This is a genomic window from Streptomyces sp. NPDC014656, assembly GCF_043084305.1.
GTDB lineage: Bacteria > Actinomycetota > Actinomycetes > Streptomycetales > Streptomycetaceae > Streptomyces.
In genome coordinates this window covers 135,676-152,497 of sequence record NZ_JBIBZN010000017.1, presented here as the reverse complement: position 1 = coordinate 152,497, position 16,822 = coordinate 135,676, and the positions used below count along the sequence as shown (strand labels likewise).

Sequence of the window (16,822 nt, the reverse complement as noted above, 5' to 3'; positions counted from 1 at the left end):
GGTGCTGGCGGCTCTCGCGGTACGGCCGGGTGTCAGCCGGTCGCCGTGCCTCCCACGGGGGCCTGCCCCAGACCGCTGAGCTTCCACTGCCCGTCGGCGCGGGTGAGTTCGCCCAGCATGCGGCTGTCCTTGTCGGTGCTCTTGCTGTCCGGCGTGGTGACGGTGACGCGGAGGGCGACGAGCAGCCGGGCCCGCCCCGACCGGTCGTCGAGCTCGGTGACGGCGCCGGACAGCACCCGCGCCGTCGTCACCGTCTTCGCCGCCTTGACCTGCCCGGCGAACTCCTCGCGCCCGTCGACGAGTTGCTCGTGCAGCTCGCCGGTCGTGGAGGACTCCCAGAGGTCGAGCCCCCGGTCGACCTGCCGGTGGTCGAGCGTGTTGAGGTTCTGCACGGCCTGCTCCCCGGCGGCGAGCGCCCGGTCGCGTTCGGCGGCGTAGGCGGCGGTGTCGTCGTGGGCCGCGGCGTACCAGCCCTGGCCGGTCCATGCCGCGAAGCCTCCCGCGACGAGGGTGAGCACGAGGGCCGCGGCCAGGGCCGGCCGGGCACCGGCCGGAGTGCGGACCGCGCGTGTCATGGGGTGCTCCCGTCTCCCGCTCATGGTCAGCGGGCCTTGATGTCGGTGATCAGCCACCGGTCGTCCTGGAACCGCGCGGTGACGGTGAGCTGGGCCGCCGCGGAGGTGGCCGCGCCCCCGTCCCGGCGCGAGACCTGGTCGAGGAAGACGAGGAGGCGTGCGGTGTCCCCGTCGAGTTCGATGACGCCGGTGCGGACGGCCTGGGTGGAGAGGGTGATCCGCTGCTCCACCAGGCTCTTGCGGACCTGGGCGAACAGGTCGGCGTACTGGCGGGCGGCGCGGCCGGCCAGCACGGTCCCGGCGCTGCGTTCGGCGGCGTCGGAGCTGGTGGGCGTGTAGGAGAAGATCCGGGCGAGGCCCTCGGCGACGTCGCCGCCGACTCGGGTGGTCGCGGCGGCGTCGGCGAGCGCCTGGTTGCGCGCCGACGGCGTCGACCGGAGCTGGTGGGCGCCGTGGAAGAACGCGCCGCCGCCGAGGAGGAGGACGGCGAGGGCGGTGGCGAGGGCGGCCTTGCGGCGGAAGGCGGCGCGGCGGCGGGTGCCGGACTCGGCCTCGGTTCCGGTTCCGTTGTCGTTTCCGGGCGCGCTCTCGGCCGTTTCCTCGGTAGCGGCCCCGGTCTCGGCTTCGGTCCCCGCGGTGGTTTCCGTTTCGGGGGTCGGCAGCGTTCGGGTCATTCGTCCCCGCCTTCCTCGGTTCCGGCGACGGGTACCGCGCTGAGCGCCGCCACCCGCCAGGTGTGCTCGCCGGTGCGGGTCAGGACGGCCTCCAGGCGTTTGCGGTCGGTGGTGGCGGCGGCGCCGCCCTTCGGGGTGACGTCGACGCGTACGGTCGCGATGAGCTTCGCCGTCCCCGCGCGCGCGTCGAGGGCGGTGAGGGCGGCCTCGGTGACGGTGGCGCGGGCGGAGGCCCCCACCGCGGGCTCGGTGCGGCCCAGTTCGGCGCGGAGCGGGCCGGTGGAGGCGTCGCGCCAGGCCTGGATGCCCGCCTCGGCGCGCTCGCGGGTGGAGGCGTCGAGGGTGTTGAGGACGGTGAGGCGCTGCCGGCCCTCGGCGAGGGCCGTGTCCCGCTCGCGGCCGAAGGCCAGCTCCTGGTCGGTGCGGGCCTGGGCGTAGGTCCAGGCGCCGGTGGCGCAGAAGCCGGCGGCGACGGCGAGGGCGGCGGCGGAGAGGAACCCGGCCCGCCTCACCGGGCGCTCCCGGTCTTCAGGCCGAGGAGCCCGGCCAGGTCCGTGGGGCCGTCGGGCTGCCCCGGCAGGCCGAGCGCGCCGGGCATCTTCGCTCCGCCCGTGCGGTGCGGGACGCCCGTCGGCAGCGCGCCGGGGAGGGCCGGGGCGGGCGCGGTGGCGTCGCCCTTCGGGGCGTGCGCGGAGCCGCGGACGTTGACCCCGGCCGTGGCGGAACCGGTGCAGGCGGCGCCGGTGTTGAGGGCGGGCGCGGTGCCGAGGTCGAGGCCGTTGCGGTAGCGCGTACCGCCGTAGCCGGAGGTGCAGGGCAGCGGTTTGAAGAAGGTGACGGCCAGGCCGATGTTGAGGCGTCCGCCGTCGACTGCGGTGGCTCCGGCCGAGACGGCCGCCGGGTACTTCACGAGGAGTTCCTCGATGCCGCGCTGCCGGGTGAGGGCGATCTCGGAGGTGGTGAGGAGGTTGGCGAGGACGACGCTCAGGCTCGGGTCTAGGTCGTCGAGGAGGCCGCTGACCTGGCCCGCGGCGTCGGGCGTGACGGTGAGGAGCCTGCGCAGGTCGGCGTCGGAGCCCTTGAGGGTGGCGGAGAGCTCGCGGGCGCCGGCGGCGAAGTCCCGGATGGCGCGGCTCTCGTCGGCCTGGGTGCGCAGGACGACCTCGCCGTCCTCGATGAGGCGGGTGGTGGCCGGGAGGGACCGGTCGGCGGCCTGGACGAAGGCGCTGCCGCTGTCGAGGAGGACCTGGAGGTCGTCGCCGTGGCCCTCGAAGGCCTTGCCGAGCTCGTCGACGACCGTGCGCAGCGAGTCCAGGGGGACGGAGCGGGTCAGGTCGTCCATGCTGCTGAGGACGTCGGTGACGGGGGCCGGGACCTGGGTGTCGGACTGTTCGATGCGGGCGCCGTCCGCGAGGAAGGGGGCGCCGTCGCTGTCCGGGCGGAGGTCGATGTACTGCTCGCCGACGGCGGAGAGCCCGGCGACGACGGCCTGCGCGTCGGCCGGGATCCGCGGGGCCGACTTCTTGATGCGCAGCTCGGCGACGACCCCGTCGGCGGTCAGGTCGATGGCTCCTACCCGGCCGACCGAGACGCCCCGGTAGGTGACGTCGGAGTGGGTGAACAGGCCGCCGGTACGGGCGAGGTGGACCCGCACCGTGTAGTGGTCGGCCACTCCGGCGTAGCGGCCGAGGTCGGCGTAGCGGATGCCGACGAAGGCGAGGACGGTGACGGCGATGACGAGGAACGCGAGGTTCTTCAGCCGTACGGTGCGGGTGATCACCGCTGCTCGCCTCCGTCCTTCGGGGTGGTGCCCGGTCCGGGCGGGGGGGCCGTCCGGACCGGGGGCAGGGGCAGGGGCGACCGCGCGCCCGGGGCGGTGCCGTCGGTGCCCTGCCGCCGGGCGGCGGGGGCTTCCGGGTCCGTCGGGGCGGGGGTGGGGGCCGGGGTCGGGGTGGGCTCCGCCTGCGGGACGATCGGCGGGATGAGCTCGGTGCCCTTCTCGGCCGCCAGGTAGAGGTAGGTGTTGAGGTAGTCGCCCTTGATGCCCTTCATGACCTCGTCGGTGAAGGGGTACGTGAGCAGCACCTGGAGCGAGTCCGGCAGGTCGGCGCCGGCGTCGGCGAGGGCGGTCAGGGTGGGGGCGAGGGCCTTGAGGTCGGCGATCATGTCCTTCTTGCTCGCCTCGACGGTGGAGACGGCGACGCCGGAGAGGGTGTCGAGGGCGCGGAGCATGGTGAGCAGCGAACCCCGCTGGTTCTCCAGTGTCTTCAGGCCGGGCGAGAGGTCGGTGAGGATGGTGTCCACGTCCTTCTTGCGGCCGGCGAGGGTGGTGGAGAGCCGGTTGAGGCCGTCGAGGGCGCGGGTGATGTCGCCGCGGTGGGCGTCGAGGGTCGTCACCAGGGTGTTCACCCGCCGGAGCATGGAGCGGACCTCGGGTTCGCGTCCGCCGAGCGCCGCGTTGAGTTCGCGGGTGATGGTCTTGAGCTGGTTGACGCCGCCGCCGTTGAGCAGGAGGGAGAGGGCGCCGAACACCTCCTCGACCTCGGTGTTGCGGTTGGTGCGGGTCAGCGGGATGACGCTGCCGTCGGTGAGGCGGGCGCCGGTGTCCCGCCGGGCGGCGGCCTGCCGGACGGGTCCGGTGGCGGTGCCGCCCGGGGGCGGGGCGACCAGCTGGACGTACTTCTCGCCGAGGAGGCTGGACTGCTCCACGCGGGCGCCGGTGTCGGCGGGCAGCCGGACGTCGCCGTTGATCTTGAGGGTGACGCGGGCGGACCAGGTGGCCGGGTCCAGTTCGATGGCGGTGACGCGGCCGACGGCGACGTCGTTGACCTTGACCGCGGACTGCGGCACCAGGCTGAGGACGTCGGCGATCTCGGCGGTGACGGTGTAGGGGTGGGCGCCGAGGTCGGCGCCGCCGGGCAGCGGCAGGTCCTCGATGCCGTCGAAGCGGACGGGGAGCGAGGGCAGGGCGCCGAGGGCGACGGCCAGGCCGAGGCCGAGCGCGACCGCGCCGGCGGCTCCGGCGCCCGCGGCCCTGGCCGAGGGCAGGCGGGGGCGTCTCACCGGTCCTCCTGTGCGGTGGTGGCCGGGGGTCCGGCGCTGGGGGTGGCTCCGCCGGCGGCGGCCCCGGTGACGGGCAGCGGGAGCAGGGGGCCGCCCATGCTGACCTCGTTGAGGTTGGCGCGGCCGTCGACGGTGCGGGTGGACGGGTCGTAGGCGTTGACGAGGTTGCCGGCGGCGAGGGGGCCGACGTCGAGGGCCTCGGCGAGCGAGGCGCGCTGGTCGACGAGGGTCTGGGTGAGGGGGACGAGCCGGTCGACGTTCTTCTTCAGTTCGCCGCGGTTGTCCTTGATGAAGGTCTTCACCTGGGCGAGGGCCCTGCCGAGTTCCTGGAGGGCGCCGGCGAGGTCGTCCTTGTTCTCGGCGAAGAATCCGACGACCTCGTCGAGGCGTTCCTGGGCGGTGCGGACGGAGCCGTCCTTCTCCTTGAGCATGGTGGTGAAGCTCTGGAGCTGGGCGAGGGTCGCGAAGAGGTTCTCGCTGCTGCCGTCGAGGGTCTTGGCGGCCTTGCCGAAGCGGTCGATGGAGGTGCCGATGGCGGCGCCGTTGCCCTTGAGGTTCTTCGCTCCGGTGTCGAGGAGGGCGGAGAGCGCTCCGGCGGAGTTGGCGCCGTTCGGGCCGAGCGCCTCGCTGAGGTCGGTGATCGAGGCGTACAGCTGGTCGATCTCGACGGGGACGCGGTTGCGGGAGGCGGGGAGTTCGGCACCGTCGCCGAGGGCGGGTCCCTCGCTGTAGGCGGGGCTGAGCTGGACGTAACGGTCGGCGACGACGCTGGGGGCGACGACGAGGGCGCGGGCGTCGGCGGGGACCCGGACGCCCTCGTCGAGGCGGAGCGCGACGCGGACGCGGGTGCCCTGGGGCTCCACGGTCTCGACCTCTCCGACGCGGACGCCGAGGATCCGCAGGTCGGATCCGGCGTAGATGCCGACGGCCCGGTCGAAGTAGGCGGTGACGCGGATGCCGTCCTCGTCGAGGACCCGCACGGCGACGAGGCCGCAGGCGGCGAGCACCGCGAGCGCGAGGCCGGCGACGAGGGGTCTTCTGGTCCTGGTCATCGGGCACCGTTCCCCTTCACCGCGGTCTTCTGCTTCGGCGGCATGCAGCCGGTGGTGGGCTGGGAGCCCGGGGGCAGGTAGTCGCGGGGCACCGCGCCGCACAGGTAGCTGTCGAACCAGCGGCCGGTGCCGAGGGTGTTGCCGACGAGCCGGTAGTACGGGCCGACGAGCGCGAGCGTCTTGTCGAGCTGCCCGCTGTTCTTCTCCAGGACGCCGGTGACCCGGCCGAGGGCCTTCAGGGTCGGGCCGAGCTGCCGGTCGTTGTCGCCGACGAGGCCGCTGAGTTCGGTGCCGAGCGCCCGGCTGCCCTTGAGCAGGGCGCGGATGGCGTCGCGGCGCTTCTGGAGTTCGCCGAGCAGGGAGCCGCCGTCCTCCAGGAGGATCTCGAAGCTGGACTTCTTGTTCTTGAGGGTCTTCGTGAACCGGTCGCTGTTCTTGAGCAGGCGGGCGAGTTCGGTGTCGCGCTTGGAGACGGTCTTCGACAGTTCGGACAGGCCGTCGGCGGCGCTGCGCACGTGCGGCGGCGAGTCCTTGAAGGTGTCGGAGATGGTCCGGAAGCTCTCGGCGAGCTTGACGGTGTCGATGTCGTCGATGGTGCCGCTGAGGTCCTGGAAGGCCTGCGTCACGTCGTACGGGGACGTGGTGCGGGAGAGCGGAATGCGGGTCCCGGGGTCCTGGCGGGCGGAGCCCAGCGGGTCGAGGGCGAGGTACTTCTCGCCGAGGAGGGTCTTGATGGCGATGGCGGCGGTGGACCGGTCGCCGACCCAGGCGTCGCCGACCTCGAAGGTCACCTTGACCTTGGGGCCGTCGAGGGTGACGCCGGTGACCTCGCCGACCTTGACGCCGGCGATCCGCACCTCGTCGCCGGAGTCGAGCCCGGCGGCCTCGGAGAAGTCGGCGCTGTAGGAGGTGTCGCCGCCGACGAGGGGGAGCCGGTCGACGTTGTAGGCGAGGGCGGCGAGGAGGCCGAGGAGGACGAGTCCGACGACGGCGACCGCGATGGGGTTGCGTTCCTTCACCGGCTTGATCCGGCCGAGGGGGCTCATCCGCGGCACCTCGGTTCGGTCACGGCGATGCCGGTCGGCGGCTTGGAGCCGTCGGAGTTCTTCACGCCGCTCACGCGCGCCTCGCAGAGGTAGAGGTTGAACCACGAGCCGTACGACGAGAGGCGGGCCAGGGCGGTCAGCTTGCCGGGGGTGCGGGCGAGGAACTCCTCGATGCGGGGCGTGTGGTCGCCGAGGGTGCCGGAGAGCCTGCCCAGTTCGCGGATGTCCTTCTTCAGGGGGGCGCGCCCGTCCTGGAGGAGTCCGGCGGTGGTGGTGGTGAGGTCGCCCATGGCCCGGACCGCCTCGCCGAGGGGCTTGCGGTCGGTGTTGAAGCCGGTGACGAGCTTCTGGAGGGTGACGACGAGGTCCTCGAAGCCGGCCTCGCGGTCGTTGAGGGTGGTGAGGACGGTGTTGAGGTGGGTGACGACGTCCCCGACGACCTCGTCCTTGGCGGCCACGGTGCTGGTGAGGGAGCCGATGTGGCGCAGGAGGCTGTCGACGGTGCCGCTCTCGCCCTGGAGGACCTGGACGAGCGAGCCGGCGAGGTCGTTGACGTCGGCCGGCGAGAGGCCCTCGAAGAGCGGCTTGAAGCCGTTGAACAGGAGGGTCAGGTCGAGGGCGGGGGTGGTGCGGTCGAGCGGGATGGTCTCGCCCTCCGCCAGGGTGCCGGTCAGTTCGCCGCTGCCGCGGCCGAGGGAGACGTACCGCTGGCCGACCATGTTGAGGTACTTCACGCCGGCGGTGGCGGAGCGGGGCAGGGTGCGGTCCTCGCGGACCGAGAAGGTGACCTGGGCGGTGCGCCGGTCGACGACGCGCACGTCGGTGACCTCGCCGACCTTCACGCCCGCGATGCGCACCGAGTCGCCGGCGACGAGGCCGGTGACGTCGGTGAAGAGCGCCTTGTAGGAGCGGGTGGCGGCGCCGACTCCGGTGTTGGCGATGCTGAACCCGAGCACGGTGGTGGCCAGGGCCGTGACCAGGACGAACGCGAGGGACTTGAGGACGGTGCCGGTGAGCCCGCGGCGCCGGGTGGGGGTCCGCCGCGCGGCCCTCGCCGTCTTCTTCTCCGCCTTCTTCGTCGTCATCGTCGTCTCCGTCGTCTCCGTCGTCATCGGAGGGTCACCTCCGCTCCGCGGAAGGCCGGGCCCGCGAGCAGGCTGCTCCAGTCCGGCAGGTCCCCGGGCCGCTTCTCGGCGGCGGGGGCGAGGAGTTCGGTGACGAGGTCGTTCTCCTGCGGGGAGTTGGCCGGGCCGAGGTCCTGGTCGGCCGCGGCGGACGCGCGGGCGGCGGGGGCGACGGGGACGCCGAGGTAGGGCACGGGGTGGCAGCGGGGGCCGCCGCCGGAGCCGTACCGCGGGGTGTCCCGGCCGGGGACGTACGCGCCGCGCGAGGGCACGGTGGTGACGTTCACGTGCAGTCCCGGCCGCTTGGTGCCCTTGCCGAGCGCCTTGTCCATGGCGGGCACGAACTGGGCGAGGGTGCGCAGGGTGCAGGGGAAGGACGAGGAGTACTCGGAGAGCAGCTCCAGGGTGGGCCGGCTGGTGGCGCCGAGCCGGATGATGTTGTCCTCGTTCTTCCGCAGGAAGGCGGTCAGGTCCTGGGCGGTCCGGGTGGTGGCGCCGAGGGTGCCGGAGAGCGCCGCCTCCTTCTCGGCGAGGGTGCCGCTGGTGGTGGTGAAGTCGGTGAGCGCCGTGAGGATGTCCGGGGCGGCGTCCGCGTAGAGGTGGCTGACCTTCACGAGTTCCTTGAGGTCCCGGGTGAGGGCGGGCAGGTGGGGGTTGAACTTCTTGAGGTGGCCGTCGAGCCGGGCCAGGGTGTCGCCGAGCTTCTCGCCGCGGCCTTCGAGGGCCTGGGAGACGGCCGACAGGGTGGCGGACAGCTTCTGCGGCTGGACGGCGGTGAGCATCGGCAGGAGGTTGTCGAGGACCTGCTGGAGTTCGACGGCGTTGCCGGAGCGGTCCTCGGGGATGACGGCGCCGGGGCCGAGCGGCCGCGCCGACGGGTTCCCGGGCGGTACGAGGGCCACGAACCGCTCGCCGAAGAGCGTCGTGGGCAGCATCTGCGCGCGGACGTCGGAGGGGACGTGGTCCAGGGTGCCGGGTCGCATGGCGAGGGTGAGCCGGGCTCCGGTCTCGGTGGCGTCGATGGCGCGGACCTCGCCGACGACGACGCCGCGGAGCTTCACCTCGGCGCCGAGGTGCATCTCGTTGCCGACGCTGCCGGTCTCGACGGTGATCGGGTCGGAGTCGGTGAACTTCTTGTCGTAGACGGCCACCGCCAGCCAGGCCAGCAGGGCGGGGACCAGCAGGAAGACGACGCCGGCGGACCGGCGGCGCAGGGTCTGGCCTCGTGGAGCGTTCATCTCACCCCGCCACCTTCACGGTCGTGGTCGCGCCCCAGATGGCGAGCGACAGGAAGAAGTCGGTGACGCTGATCAGGACGATGGCGTTGCGCACGGACCGGCCGACCGCGATGCCGACGCCGGCGGGGCCGCCGGAGGCGCGGAAGCCGTAGTAGCAGTGGGCGACGATCACCATCACGCTGAAGATCAGCACTTTCAGCATCGACAGCAGGACGTCCGTCGGGGACAGGAACAGGTTGAAGTAGTGGTCGTACGTCCCCTGGGACTGGCCGTTGAAGAGGACGGTGACCGTGCGGGAGGCCAGGTAGGAGGAGAGCAGGCCGATCGCGTAGAGCGGGACGATGGCGACGACCCCCGCGATGATGCGGGTGGTGACCAGGTAGGGCATGGAGCGGATGCCCATGCCTTCGAGGGCGTCGACCTCCTCGTTGATCCGCATCGCGCCGAGCTGGGCGGTGAAGCCGGCGCCGACGGTCGCGGAGAGGGCGAGGCCGGCGACGAGCGGGGCGATCTCGCGGGTGTTGAAGTAGGCGGAGACGAAGCCGGTGAAGGCGGCGGTGCCGATCTGTTCGAGGGCCGCGTGGCCCTGGAGTCCGACGACGGTGCCGGTGAAGAGCGTCATCGCGATCATGACGCCGACGGTGCCGCCGACGACGCCGAGGCCGCCGGAGCCGAAGGCCACCTCGGCGAGCAGCCGCTGCACCTCCTTGAGGTAGCGGCGCAGGGTCCTCGGGACCCAGAGCAGGGCCCTCACGTAGAACAGCAGCTGGTCGCCGGAGCGGTCGAGCCAGGCGAGCGGGGAGGCCATCGTCTCAGCCTCCCTTCGGCGGGACGATCTGGAGGTAGAGGCCCGTCAGCACCATGTTCACGAAGAACAGGAGCATGAAGGTGATGACGACGGCCTGGTTGACGGCGTCGCCGACGCCCTTGGGGCCGCCGCGCGGGTTGAGGCCCCGGTAGGCGGCGACGATGCCCGCGATGAACCCGAAGACCAGCGCCTTGAGTTCGCTGACGTACAGGTCGGGCAGCTGGGCGAGGGCGGAGAAGCTGGAGAGGTACGCGCCGGGCGTGCCGCCCTGGAGCACGATGTTGAAGAAGTAGCCGCCCAGGGTGCCGACGACGGAGACCATGCCGTTGAGGAGCACGGCGACGGCCATCGTGGCGAGGACGCGCGGGACGACCAGGCGCTGGACCGGCGAGACGCCCATGACCTCCATGGCGTCCAGTTCCTCGCGGATCTTGCGGGAGCCGAGGTCGGCGCAGATGGCGGAGCCGGCGGCGCCGGAGATCAGCAGGGCGACGATGAGCGGGCTGGCCTGCTGGATCACGGCGAGGACGGAGGCGCCGCCGGTGAAGGACTGGGCGCCCAGCTGCTGGGTGAGCGAGCCGACCTGGAGGGCGATCACGGCGCCGAACGGGATGGAGACGAGCGCGGCCGGCAGGATGGTGACGCTGGCGACGAACCAGAACTGCTCGATGAACTCCCGGAACTGGAAGGGCCTGCGGAAGACCGCCCGGCTCACCTCGGCGGCGAGCGCGAAGAGCCGGCCGGTCTGCCGCAGCGCCCCGCCGATCACGCGCCGCTCCCGGCGGACGGCATCGAGAGGGTCGGCGCGGCGGCGCGGTGCGCGTAGGTGGACTCGATGGCGGCGCGGGCGGCGGGCGGCAGCGCGTCCAGCATGCCGAGGACGCGCTCGCGGCGGCGGATCACGGCCGCGCGCGGGGGCAGTCCGGGCGAGGGCTCCAGCTGGGGGACGATGACGCGGGGCGCGTCGGCCGGCCCGGCGGGGGCGTTGTCGGCCTCGGCGGCGAGTGTGGCGGCGTCCTTCTCCTCGGACATGCCGATGGGGCCTTCGCGGCGGCCGGCCAGGAACTGGGTGACGACCGGTTCCTCGCTGGTGAGGAGCACCTCGCGCGGGCCGAAGGTGACGAGTTCGCGCCGGAAGAACATCCCCATGTTGTCGGGGACGGTGGCGGCGATGTCGAGGTTGTGGGTGACGATCAGCATCGTCGCGTCGATCCGCGCGTTGAGGTCGATCAGCAGCTGGGAGAGGTAGGCGGTGCGGACGGGGTCCAGGCCGGAGTCCGGTTCGTCGCACAGGACGATCTGCGGGTCGAGCACGAGGGCGCGGGCCAGGCCGGCGCGCTTGCGCATGCCGCCGCTGATCTCGCCCGGCAGCTTGCCCTCGGCGCCCAGCAGGCCGACGAGTTCGATGCGCTCCATGACGGTGCGCCGGATCTCGGACTCGCGCTTGCGGGTGTGCTCGCGCAGCGGGAAGGCGATGTTGTCGAAGAGCGTCATGGAGCCGAAGAGCGCGCCGTCCTGGAACATCAGGCCGAAGAGCTTCCGGGTCTCGTAGATGTCCCGTTCGCGCCCGCCGACCATGTCGACGCCGTTGATGAGGACCCGGCCCCGCTGGGGTTTCAGCAGTCCGATGAGCGATTTCAGGAAAACGGTCTTTCCGGTTCCGGAAGGGCCGAGCATGACGCTCACCTCTCCGGCCGGCAAGGTCAGCGACACGTCCTGCCAGATGTTCTGCTTGCCGAAGGACATGGTCAGTCCCTCAACGACTACTTCGATTCCCATCCCACCTCCAGCAAGCGTGCGTGGCACGTGCGCCGCGGGCGCACGGTAGGCCGTTCTGGATCACCCGGACAATAGCTGTGGCGCAAAATCATTGATCCGCTTCCGCGTTTGTCACCACGCAGACAAAGTCGGGAGTCCTCCTTGTCTCCGTGGCGACAGAATGGGGCGCCGACCTGCGACTGAGCGTCGACTCCCGGGAACGCTACGGCCGAGTAACCTTGCGGGGCAATACCGGATCCGGAGTTTTCACGGAACAGCGCCGGGCGACCGTCGCCTTATCAGGCCGGAGACAATTGCCGGGGCGGGATTGTCACCGTACGGAGAAATAAGGACCCCCACCCGGAGGACCCCTCCCCCGACCTCGGACGATCGATCATAATTGTCGACATTGCGCACTCCGGAACCAAGCGGATTCCCGCCACCGCTCACCCTCTTGACAGGCAATAAGCCGTCTTCAAAGAATCATGGTTCACGCCATTGTTCGGCTAAGTTTCCCGCAAGTAACGTCAGGTTTCGCGGCGGGAGGACGGCCGGGTCGCCGGCCACGTCCGCACCCGTCGCAGCACCCCCACCGAAGCACCCTCTGCCGGTCAATCCCCAAGGAGAACCCCAGAGCCATGAAGAAGCCGATCAGAAACCTGGCCGTCGTCGCGGGAGCCGCCACCGCCGCGTTCACCCTCGCCGTGAGCCCCGCCTCCGCGGTGGCCTCCACGGTCTGGACCGTCACCCCGTCCCCGGCCAACTTCACCGCCCTCAACAGCGGGAACATCGTGCTCAGCGTCAACGGCATCGCCATGACGTGTACGAAGTCGAACGCCGGGGGCACCATGCAGAGCGCCACCGGCAACCCGGCGGCCGTCGGCTCCATCAGCACCATGGTCTTCGGCGCACCCGGCGTCCCCTGCACCAGCGTGCTGGGCACCGTCGTCGCCACCCCGGCCCTGCCGTGGGCCGTGAAGGTGTTCGACTACACCGCCGCGACCGGCGTCTCGAAGGGCTACATCGACAACGTCGACGCCACGGTCACCGCGGGCGCCTGCAACTTCCGCGTCACGGGCAAGGCGTCCGGCACGTACACCAACTCGACGGGCAAGCTCGCCGTCAGCAGCCTGGCCGGCGAGCTCACCGTCGTCTCGGCCACCAACTGCGGCGGTGCCGTCCCGGTCGGCGCCAAGCCGACCTTCAAGGGCGACTACCTGGTGAAGGTGGCCGGCACCACCACCATCCCGAAGATCGTCGGCTCCAACCCGTAAGGAATCAGCACCCCGCGTCCGTCCGGCCGGCGCCATCGGCCGGACGGACGCGGGCCTGTCCGCGTTCGCGAACGACCCGAGCGGAGCACCAGATGAGAGGCCCCCGGCCCACCCCCCGATCCCCCCGCACCCGCGCGCGCGGGGCGACGATCGCCGCGTTCGTGGCGCTCGCCCCCCTGCTCCCGGCCGCGGCCGTCGCCGCCGGGTCGCTGAAGGTCGACGCCGCGCTGCCCTACGTCTGCGCCCTGCCCTCGGGACAGCAGCCCGCGACGGTACGGATCACGGCGGCCTTCCCCGAGCGGGCGGCCGTGGGCGAGGAGATCAGGCCCACCGACGTCACCACGACGGTGGAGCTCCCCGCGGCGGCCGTGGCCGGCCTCACCGCGCCCGAGGCCGCCACCGTACGGGCGGAGACCCGGCTGACGGTCGGCGTGGCTCAGGGCGAGCAGCGCGCGGAAGCGGCGTGGAGCGGCACCGCGCAGCCCGTCGCGGTACCCGCCGAAGGCCCCCTCGTCCTCACCACGACCGGTGACGTGCCCTCCCTGACGACGGACACGGCCGGCGAGATGACCCTCACCGCGGGGCGGTTGAACCTCGATCTCGTCCCCGGCACCGCCGACGGCACGCCCGCCGACCCGCCGTCCCTCTCCCTCGTCTGCCTCCCCGGCGAGGACGCCGGGGACCGTACGAGACTGGCCGCGGTCCCGGTCGGCGCCGAGGTCCCGACCGGGGAGCCCGGCACGCCGCCCTCCTCCCCGGCCGTCCCCCCACCGTCCGCTCCCGTCACCGGTCTCCCCCGGCCGTCGCTCCCGGCGGACCGGACGGCACCCGCGGCGCCGCGGACACCGGACGGCACGGCGAGCGGGACGCCCCAGGGCCCGCAGGCCGGGAAGCAGGCGGACGAGGACCCCCCGGAGGGCGAGGACCCGCCCGGCACCGCGGAGCCCCGCCCGGACGCCCCGCCCTGCATCACCGAGAAGCCGACCCCCTCCTCGCTGTCCGCGTACATCGTCGGCTACTCCAACGTGCGGAAGCTGAACGGAGCCAACCTCATCCCGCTCAGCTGCATCCAGGTCGAGCAGGGCCTCATCGAGTTCGTGGAGCGGCCCGACGCCTTCCACATCATCACCCCCGCGGAGGGCGGCCTCTCCTACCAGGGGCGCAGGCAGACCCCGCCCTTCGAGGCGACCTTCCTGACCTTCGGGTTCGTCCCCACCAAGGCGACCGTGGTCCTGGAGCAGGTGGGGCCCCTGACCATGCGGGGCGACATGGCCCTCACCTTCCCCGTCAACACCGCGCTGGCCCACGTCCGCGTCCCCCTCATCCTGCGCGTCCTCGACGCCGAGGTGAACGGCACCCCGCTGGACGTCGGCCCCTCCTGCCGCACGGTGACGCCCCTCAAGTCCCCCGAACCCGAGCCCGAGAAGTACCCGGGGGACCACCTGGTGCTGGTGGGCCGGGGAGAGTACGAGTACGGCAAGGACTCCAAGGGCTACCTCGTCCTCGACGGCGGCCCGCTCACCGGCGAGGCGTTCATCCCGGCCTTCACGGGCTGCGGCGCCCGCGGCGAGAACCTCGACCGGCTCCTCACCGCCGCCATCTCCGGCCCCGGCAACCACATCAAGCAGATCCAGAGCCCCGTCTGCTCCGTGGGCGTCCCCGAGGCCCCGCCCGAGCTGTGCACCGAAGACCGCCAGCCCCGCCAGATCCCCAAGCCCGAACGCTGACCCGCACCGCACCGAACCGCACCGCCCCGTACCGCGCCCCCCGCTCCGTACCGCCCTGCCCCGCACCCCCCGTCTCCCAGGAAGGCACCCGCCATGCCCCTCGTCTCCGCACGCACCAAGCTCGCCACCGTCTCCGCCCTCACCGCGCTCGGCGCCTTCGCCTCCATGGGCACGGCGACCGCGGCCACCCCGGTGCTGAACGGCGGCTGGGGCCCGTCCACCCGCTGTCCCGTCGACGCCGGCGCGATGGTCTCCTCGGACGGCCTCGACACCTCGCCGCAGTGCGTCGTCTCGTACTCCTTCAGCGGCTCCATCAAGCTGGGCAACACGACCGTGCCCACCGGGAAGACCAACCTCCAGATCGGCGTCGTGCAGAACGCCGACGGCACCAACTCGGTCGTCGCGCCCGCCGGCGGGGCGCTCATCGCCGACTCGGCCACCGTCCCCGGCGGACTGATGGGGCTGATGTGCCCGAGCGACATCCCGTTCATCACCGACATCTGCCGGAAGCTGTCGGACGCGAACCTCAACAAGATCACCGCCACCATGGAGTCGGTCGGCACCCCCTCCTCCTTCGACCAGATCGCGGGCGTCCTCACCGACCAGCCGATCGTGACCATCCCGGTCCGCATCCGCCTGCAGAACCCGTTCCTCGGCGACAACTGCTACATCGGGACGAAGTCCAACCCGATCCTGCTGCGCCCGCGGAACCTCGACGCCCCCGAGTTCGGCGTCGAGCGGTTCAACGGCGACGGCTCCGCGAACGAGGAGGGCGACATGAGCCGCCTCAACCTCCTCGGCTCCACCCAGTACGACGACACCTTCGCCGTCCCCGGCGCCAGCGGCTGCGGCCTCGGGTGGTTCGGCGTCATCGACGCGGCGGTCAACCTCAAGACGGGCCTGCCCGCCGCCTCCGGGAAGAACAAGCTCACGCTGAACGACACCCAGACCCACCTGACCGGGCTCTACGCCCCCGGCGTCATCGCCCCCGACGCCGGAAAGGTCTTCTCGCAGAACTGGCACTCCGCCGTCAACTAACGGCCACTCAGGGGTGATTACCGGCCGACTCGGCCTCCCACCCCCTTCCCGTAGAGCTGACTCTTGCTCAAGTTGTGTACAGCACACAACAGTTGTCCTAGCTTCAGCAGTCCACATCGGTACGTACCTGACGGCCACGGCGGCGCCCACCACTCCAGGTCGGGCGCCGTCGTGCCGCTCCCCCCACCGGTCACGTAGCAGAGCAAGGGATCGGTCCATGCCCTCCATCGCACAGTCACCGGAGCTCGGTGAGCCGCTCGATCCGCTGCCCAGAGAGTTCGCCGCCCTGATGCGACCGGAGATCCCGGGCCTCATCAAGGAGATCGGCGTCGAGATCGAGCGCGCCTACCCCGTCTACGCCCACCTCTTCAACGGCCCCCACTGCGACGCCATCCGCCAGGGCGTGGAGCAGGCCCTGGCCGCCTTCGTGGACCGGGTCGACACCCCGGGGACCACCTCCGCCCTCCGCGACGAACTGCTGCGCCAGTTCGGCCGGGTGGAGGCGTACGAGGGGCGGGACCTCGACACGTTACTCGGTGCCTACCGGCTCGGCGCCCGCATCGCCCTGCGCCGCGCCAAGAGCATCGGGCGCACCTACAACCTCTCCCCCACCCTGATCCTGGCCTTCGCGGACGCCCTCTTCGCGTACGTGGACGAGCTGGAGGCGCTCTCCCGCGAGGGGTACGCCACCGTCCAGACCCGCGCGGTCTCCGACCTGACCGCGCTGCGCAGGAAGCTGCTCCACCTGGTCGTCGCCGGACCGCCGCTGCCCCGGGCGACCATCGCCGAACTGTGCCGGGAGGCGTCCTGGGAGCTCCCCGCCGACTGCACCGTCGTCGCCCTGCGGACGCCCGCCGGCGGCGTCGTCCAGACCCGGCTCGACCGCGACGTCCTCGCCGACCTCGGCCTCCCCCACCCACACCTGCTCGTCCCCGGTCCGCTGACCGGCGAGCGCCGCGCGATGCTGGACGCCGCGCTGGCCGGCACGCCCGCCGTCCTCGGGCTGACCGTGCCGACCGCGCAGGCCGCGCACTCCCTGCGCTGGTCCCGGCGGATCCTCCAGCTCATCGACGACGGCATCGTGCCGGACGCGCCCGTGGTGGCCTGCGAGGACCACCTCACGACGCTGTGGCTGCTCTCCGACCCGGCGCTCACGGAGCAGCTCGCGCAGCGCGAACTGGCCCCGCTCGACGCGCTGTCCGGCACCCGGCGCGAGCGGCTGATCGAGACCCTGCGCGTGCACGTCTCCACCCGTGCCCCCGCCGAGCAGGTCGGCGAGCTGCTCGGCGTGCACGCCCAGACGGTCCGCTACCGGCTGCGGAACCTCGACAACCACTTCGGCGACCGGCTCCTCGACCCGGACCACCGCTTCGCCCTGGAGGCGGCCCTGCGCTCGCTCCACCTCCACGGCCGGAAGCACGCGGAGTGAGGCCGGCGGCCGGCCC

At 72.4% G+C, this 16,822-nt stretch carries 16 protein-coding genes; 4 read left to right on the top strand and 12 right to left on the bottom strand.

Annotated elements, in window-relative coordinates; translation table 11 throughout:
- Positions 1 to 32: 32 nt before the first annotated feature.
- From ACF1ED_RS31280 to ACF1ED_RS31225, 12 genes are read right to left on the bottom strand one after another with little or no spacing between them, the layout of a single operon-like run.
- On the bottom strand, positions 33 to 575 hold the full coding sequence (locus ACF1ED_RS31280; RefSeq protein ID WP_391766183.1) for a hypothetical protein: 543 nt from the start codon (positions 573 to 575) through the stop codon (positions 33 to 35).
- Positions 576 to 601: 26 nt separating this feature from the next.
- The gene (locus tag ACF1ED_RS31275; RefSeq protein WP_391766181.1) at positions 602 to 1,249 is read right to left on the bottom strand and encodes a hypothetical protein; all 648 of its coding nucleotides are present in this window, start codon (positions 1,247 to 1,249) and stop codon (positions 602 to 604) included.
- Entirely contained in the window at positions 1,246 to 1,761 is a 516-nt protein-coding gene (locus tag ACF1ED_RS31270; protein WP_391766179.1) for a hypothetical protein, read from the bottom strand. The genes ACF1ED_RS31275 and ACF1ED_RS31270 overlap by 4 nt, the downstream gene beginning before the upstream one ends.
- Positions 1,758 to 3,029, bottom strand: a complete 1,272-nt coding sequence (locus tag ACF1ED_RS31265) for an MCE family protein (RefSeq protein WP_391766177.1) — start codon at positions 3,027 to 3,029, stop codon at positions 1,758 to 1,760. Before ACF1ED_RS31265 ends, ACF1ED_RS31270 begins: the two co-directional genes overlap by 4 nt.
- Positions 3,026 to 4,312 carry an MCE family protein gene (locus ACF1ED_RS31260; RefSeq protein ID WP_391766175.1) on the bottom strand — a complete coding sequence of 429 codons (1,287 nt, stop codon included), beginning with the start codon at positions 4,310 to 4,312 and terminating at the stop codon, positions 3,026 to 3,028. The genes ACF1ED_RS31265 and ACF1ED_RS31260 overlap by 4 nt, the downstream gene beginning before the upstream one ends.
- Positions 4,309 to 5,364: an MCE family protein gene (locus tag ACF1ED_RS31255; RefSeq protein WP_391766173.1), complete on the bottom strand. Its 1,056-nt coding sequence runs from the start codon at positions 5,362 to 5,364 to the stop codon at positions 4,309 to 4,311. Before ACF1ED_RS31255 ends, ACF1ED_RS31260 begins: the two co-directional genes overlap by 4 nt.
- Complete coding sequence (locus ACF1ED_RS31250; RefSeq protein ID WP_391766171.1) at positions 5,361 to 6,410, bottom strand: MCE family protein; 1,050 nt, start codon at positions 6,408 to 6,410, stop codon at positions 5,361 to 5,363. The genes ACF1ED_RS31255 and ACF1ED_RS31250 overlap by 4 nt, the downstream gene beginning before the upstream one ends.
- Positions 6,407 to 7,495, bottom strand: a complete 1,089-nt coding sequence (locus ACF1ED_RS31245) for an MCE family protein (protein ID WP_391766237.1) — start codon at positions 7,493 to 7,495, stop codon at positions 6,407 to 6,409. Before ACF1ED_RS31245 ends, ACF1ED_RS31250 begins: the two co-directional genes overlap by 4 nt.
- 23 nt (positions 7,496 to 7,518) lie before the next feature.
- A complete protein-coding gene (locus ACF1ED_RS31240) occupies positions 7,519 to 8,772 on the bottom strand; it encodes an MCE family protein (protein WP_391766169.1) in 1,254 nt (417 codons plus the stop codon).
- Position 8,773: 1 nt separating this feature from the next.
- Positions 8,774 to 9,580 carry an ABC transporter permease gene (locus tag ACF1ED_RS31235; protein WP_351103772.1) on the bottom strand — a complete coding sequence of 269 codons (807 nt, stop codon included), beginning with the start codon at positions 9,578 to 9,580 and terminating at the stop codon, positions 8,774 to 8,776.
- 4 nt (positions 9,581 to 9,584) lie between these two features.
- Entirely contained in the window at positions 9,585 to 10,349 is a 765-nt protein-coding gene (locus ACF1ED_RS31230; RefSeq protein ID WP_391766167.1) for an MlaE family ABC transporter permease, read from the bottom strand.
- Positions 10,346 to 11,359 carry an ABC transporter ATP-binding protein gene (locus ACF1ED_RS31225; RefSeq protein ID WP_391766165.1) on the bottom strand — a complete coding sequence of 338 codons (1,014 nt, stop codon included), beginning with the start codon at positions 11,357 to 11,359 and terminating at the stop codon, positions 10,346 to 10,348. Before ACF1ED_RS31225 ends, ACF1ED_RS31230 begins: the two co-directional genes overlap by 4 nt.
- 617 nt (positions 11,360 to 11,976) lie before the next feature.
- Here ACF1ED_RS31225 and ACF1ED_RS31220 point away from each other — a divergent pair.
- From ACF1ED_RS31220 to ACF1ED_RS31205, 4 genes are all read left to right on the top strand, one after another.
- Entirely contained in the window at positions 11,977 to 12,612 is a 636-nt protein-coding gene (locus ACF1ED_RS31220; protein WP_391766163.1) for a hypothetical protein, read from the top strand.
- A 161-nt stretch (positions 12,613 to 12,773) separates the two neighbouring features.
- Complete coding sequence (locus tag ACF1ED_RS31215; RefSeq protein WP_391766161.1) at positions 12,774 to 14,339, top strand: DUF6801 domain-containing protein; 1,566 nt, start codon at positions 12,774 to 12,776, stop codon at positions 14,337 to 14,339.
- A gap of 93 nt (positions 14,340 to 14,432) precedes the next feature.
- On the top strand, positions 14,433 to 15,377 hold the full coding sequence (locus ACF1ED_RS31210; protein WP_391766159.1) for a hypothetical protein: 945 nt from the start codon (positions 14,433 to 14,435) through the stop codon (positions 15,375 to 15,377).
- A gap of 217 nt (positions 15,378 to 15,594) precedes the next feature.
- Complete coding sequence (locus ACF1ED_RS31205) at positions 15,595 to 16,806, top strand: helix-turn-helix domain-containing protein (RefSeq protein ID WP_391766157.1); 1,212 nt, start codon at positions 15,595 to 15,597, stop codon at positions 16,804 to 16,806.
- Positions 16,807 to 16,822 lie beyond the last annotated feature (16 nt).

Bases quoted from the DNA above. Each gene is read 5' to 3' on its own strand.
- ACF1ED_RS31280 (WP_391766183.1), bottom strand. From the start codon at position 575: ATGACACGCGCGGTCCGCACTCCGGCCGGTGCCCGGCCGGCCCTGGCC.
- ACF1ED_RS31275 (WP_391766181.1), bottom strand. From the start codon at position 1,249: ATGACCCGAACGCTGCCGACCCCCGAAACGGAAACCACCGCGGGGACC.
- ACF1ED_RS31255 (WP_391766173.1), bottom strand. From the start codon at position 5,364: ATGACCAGGACCAGAAGACCCCTCGTCGCCGGCCTCGCGCTCGCGGTG.
- ACF1ED_RS31250 (WP_391766171.1), bottom strand. From the start codon at position 6,410: ATGAGCCCCCTCGGCCGGATCAAGCCGGTGAAGGAACGCAACCCCATC.
- ACF1ED_RS31245 (WP_391766237.1), bottom strand. From the start codon at position 7,495: ATGACGACGAAGAAGGCGGAGAAGAAGACGGCGAGGGCCGCGCGGCGG.
- ACF1ED_RS31240 (WP_391766169.1), bottom strand. From the start codon at position 8,772: ATGAACGCTCCACGAGGCCAGACCCTGCGCCGCCGGTCCGCCGGCGTC.
- ACF1ED_RS31235 (WP_351103772.1), bottom strand. From the start codon at position 9,580: ATGGCCTCCCCGCTCGCCTGGCTCGACCGCTCCGGCGACCAGCTGCTG.
- ACF1ED_RS31225 (WP_391766165.1), bottom strand. From the start codon at position 11,359: ATGGGAATCGAAGTAGTCGTTGAGGGACTGACCATGTCCTTCGGCAAG.
- ACF1ED_RS31220 (WP_391766163.1), top strand. From the start codon at position 11,977: ATGAAGAAGCCGATCAGAAACCTGGCCGTCGTCGCGGGAGCCGCCACC.
- ACF1ED_RS31210 (WP_391766159.1), top strand. From the start codon at position 14,433: ATGCCCCTCGTCTCCGCACGCACCAAGCTCGCCACCGTCTCCGCCCTC.
- ACF1ED_RS31205 (WP_391766157.1), top strand. From the start codon at position 15,595: ATGCCCTCCATCGCACAGTCACCGGAGCTCGGTGAGCCGCTCGATCCG.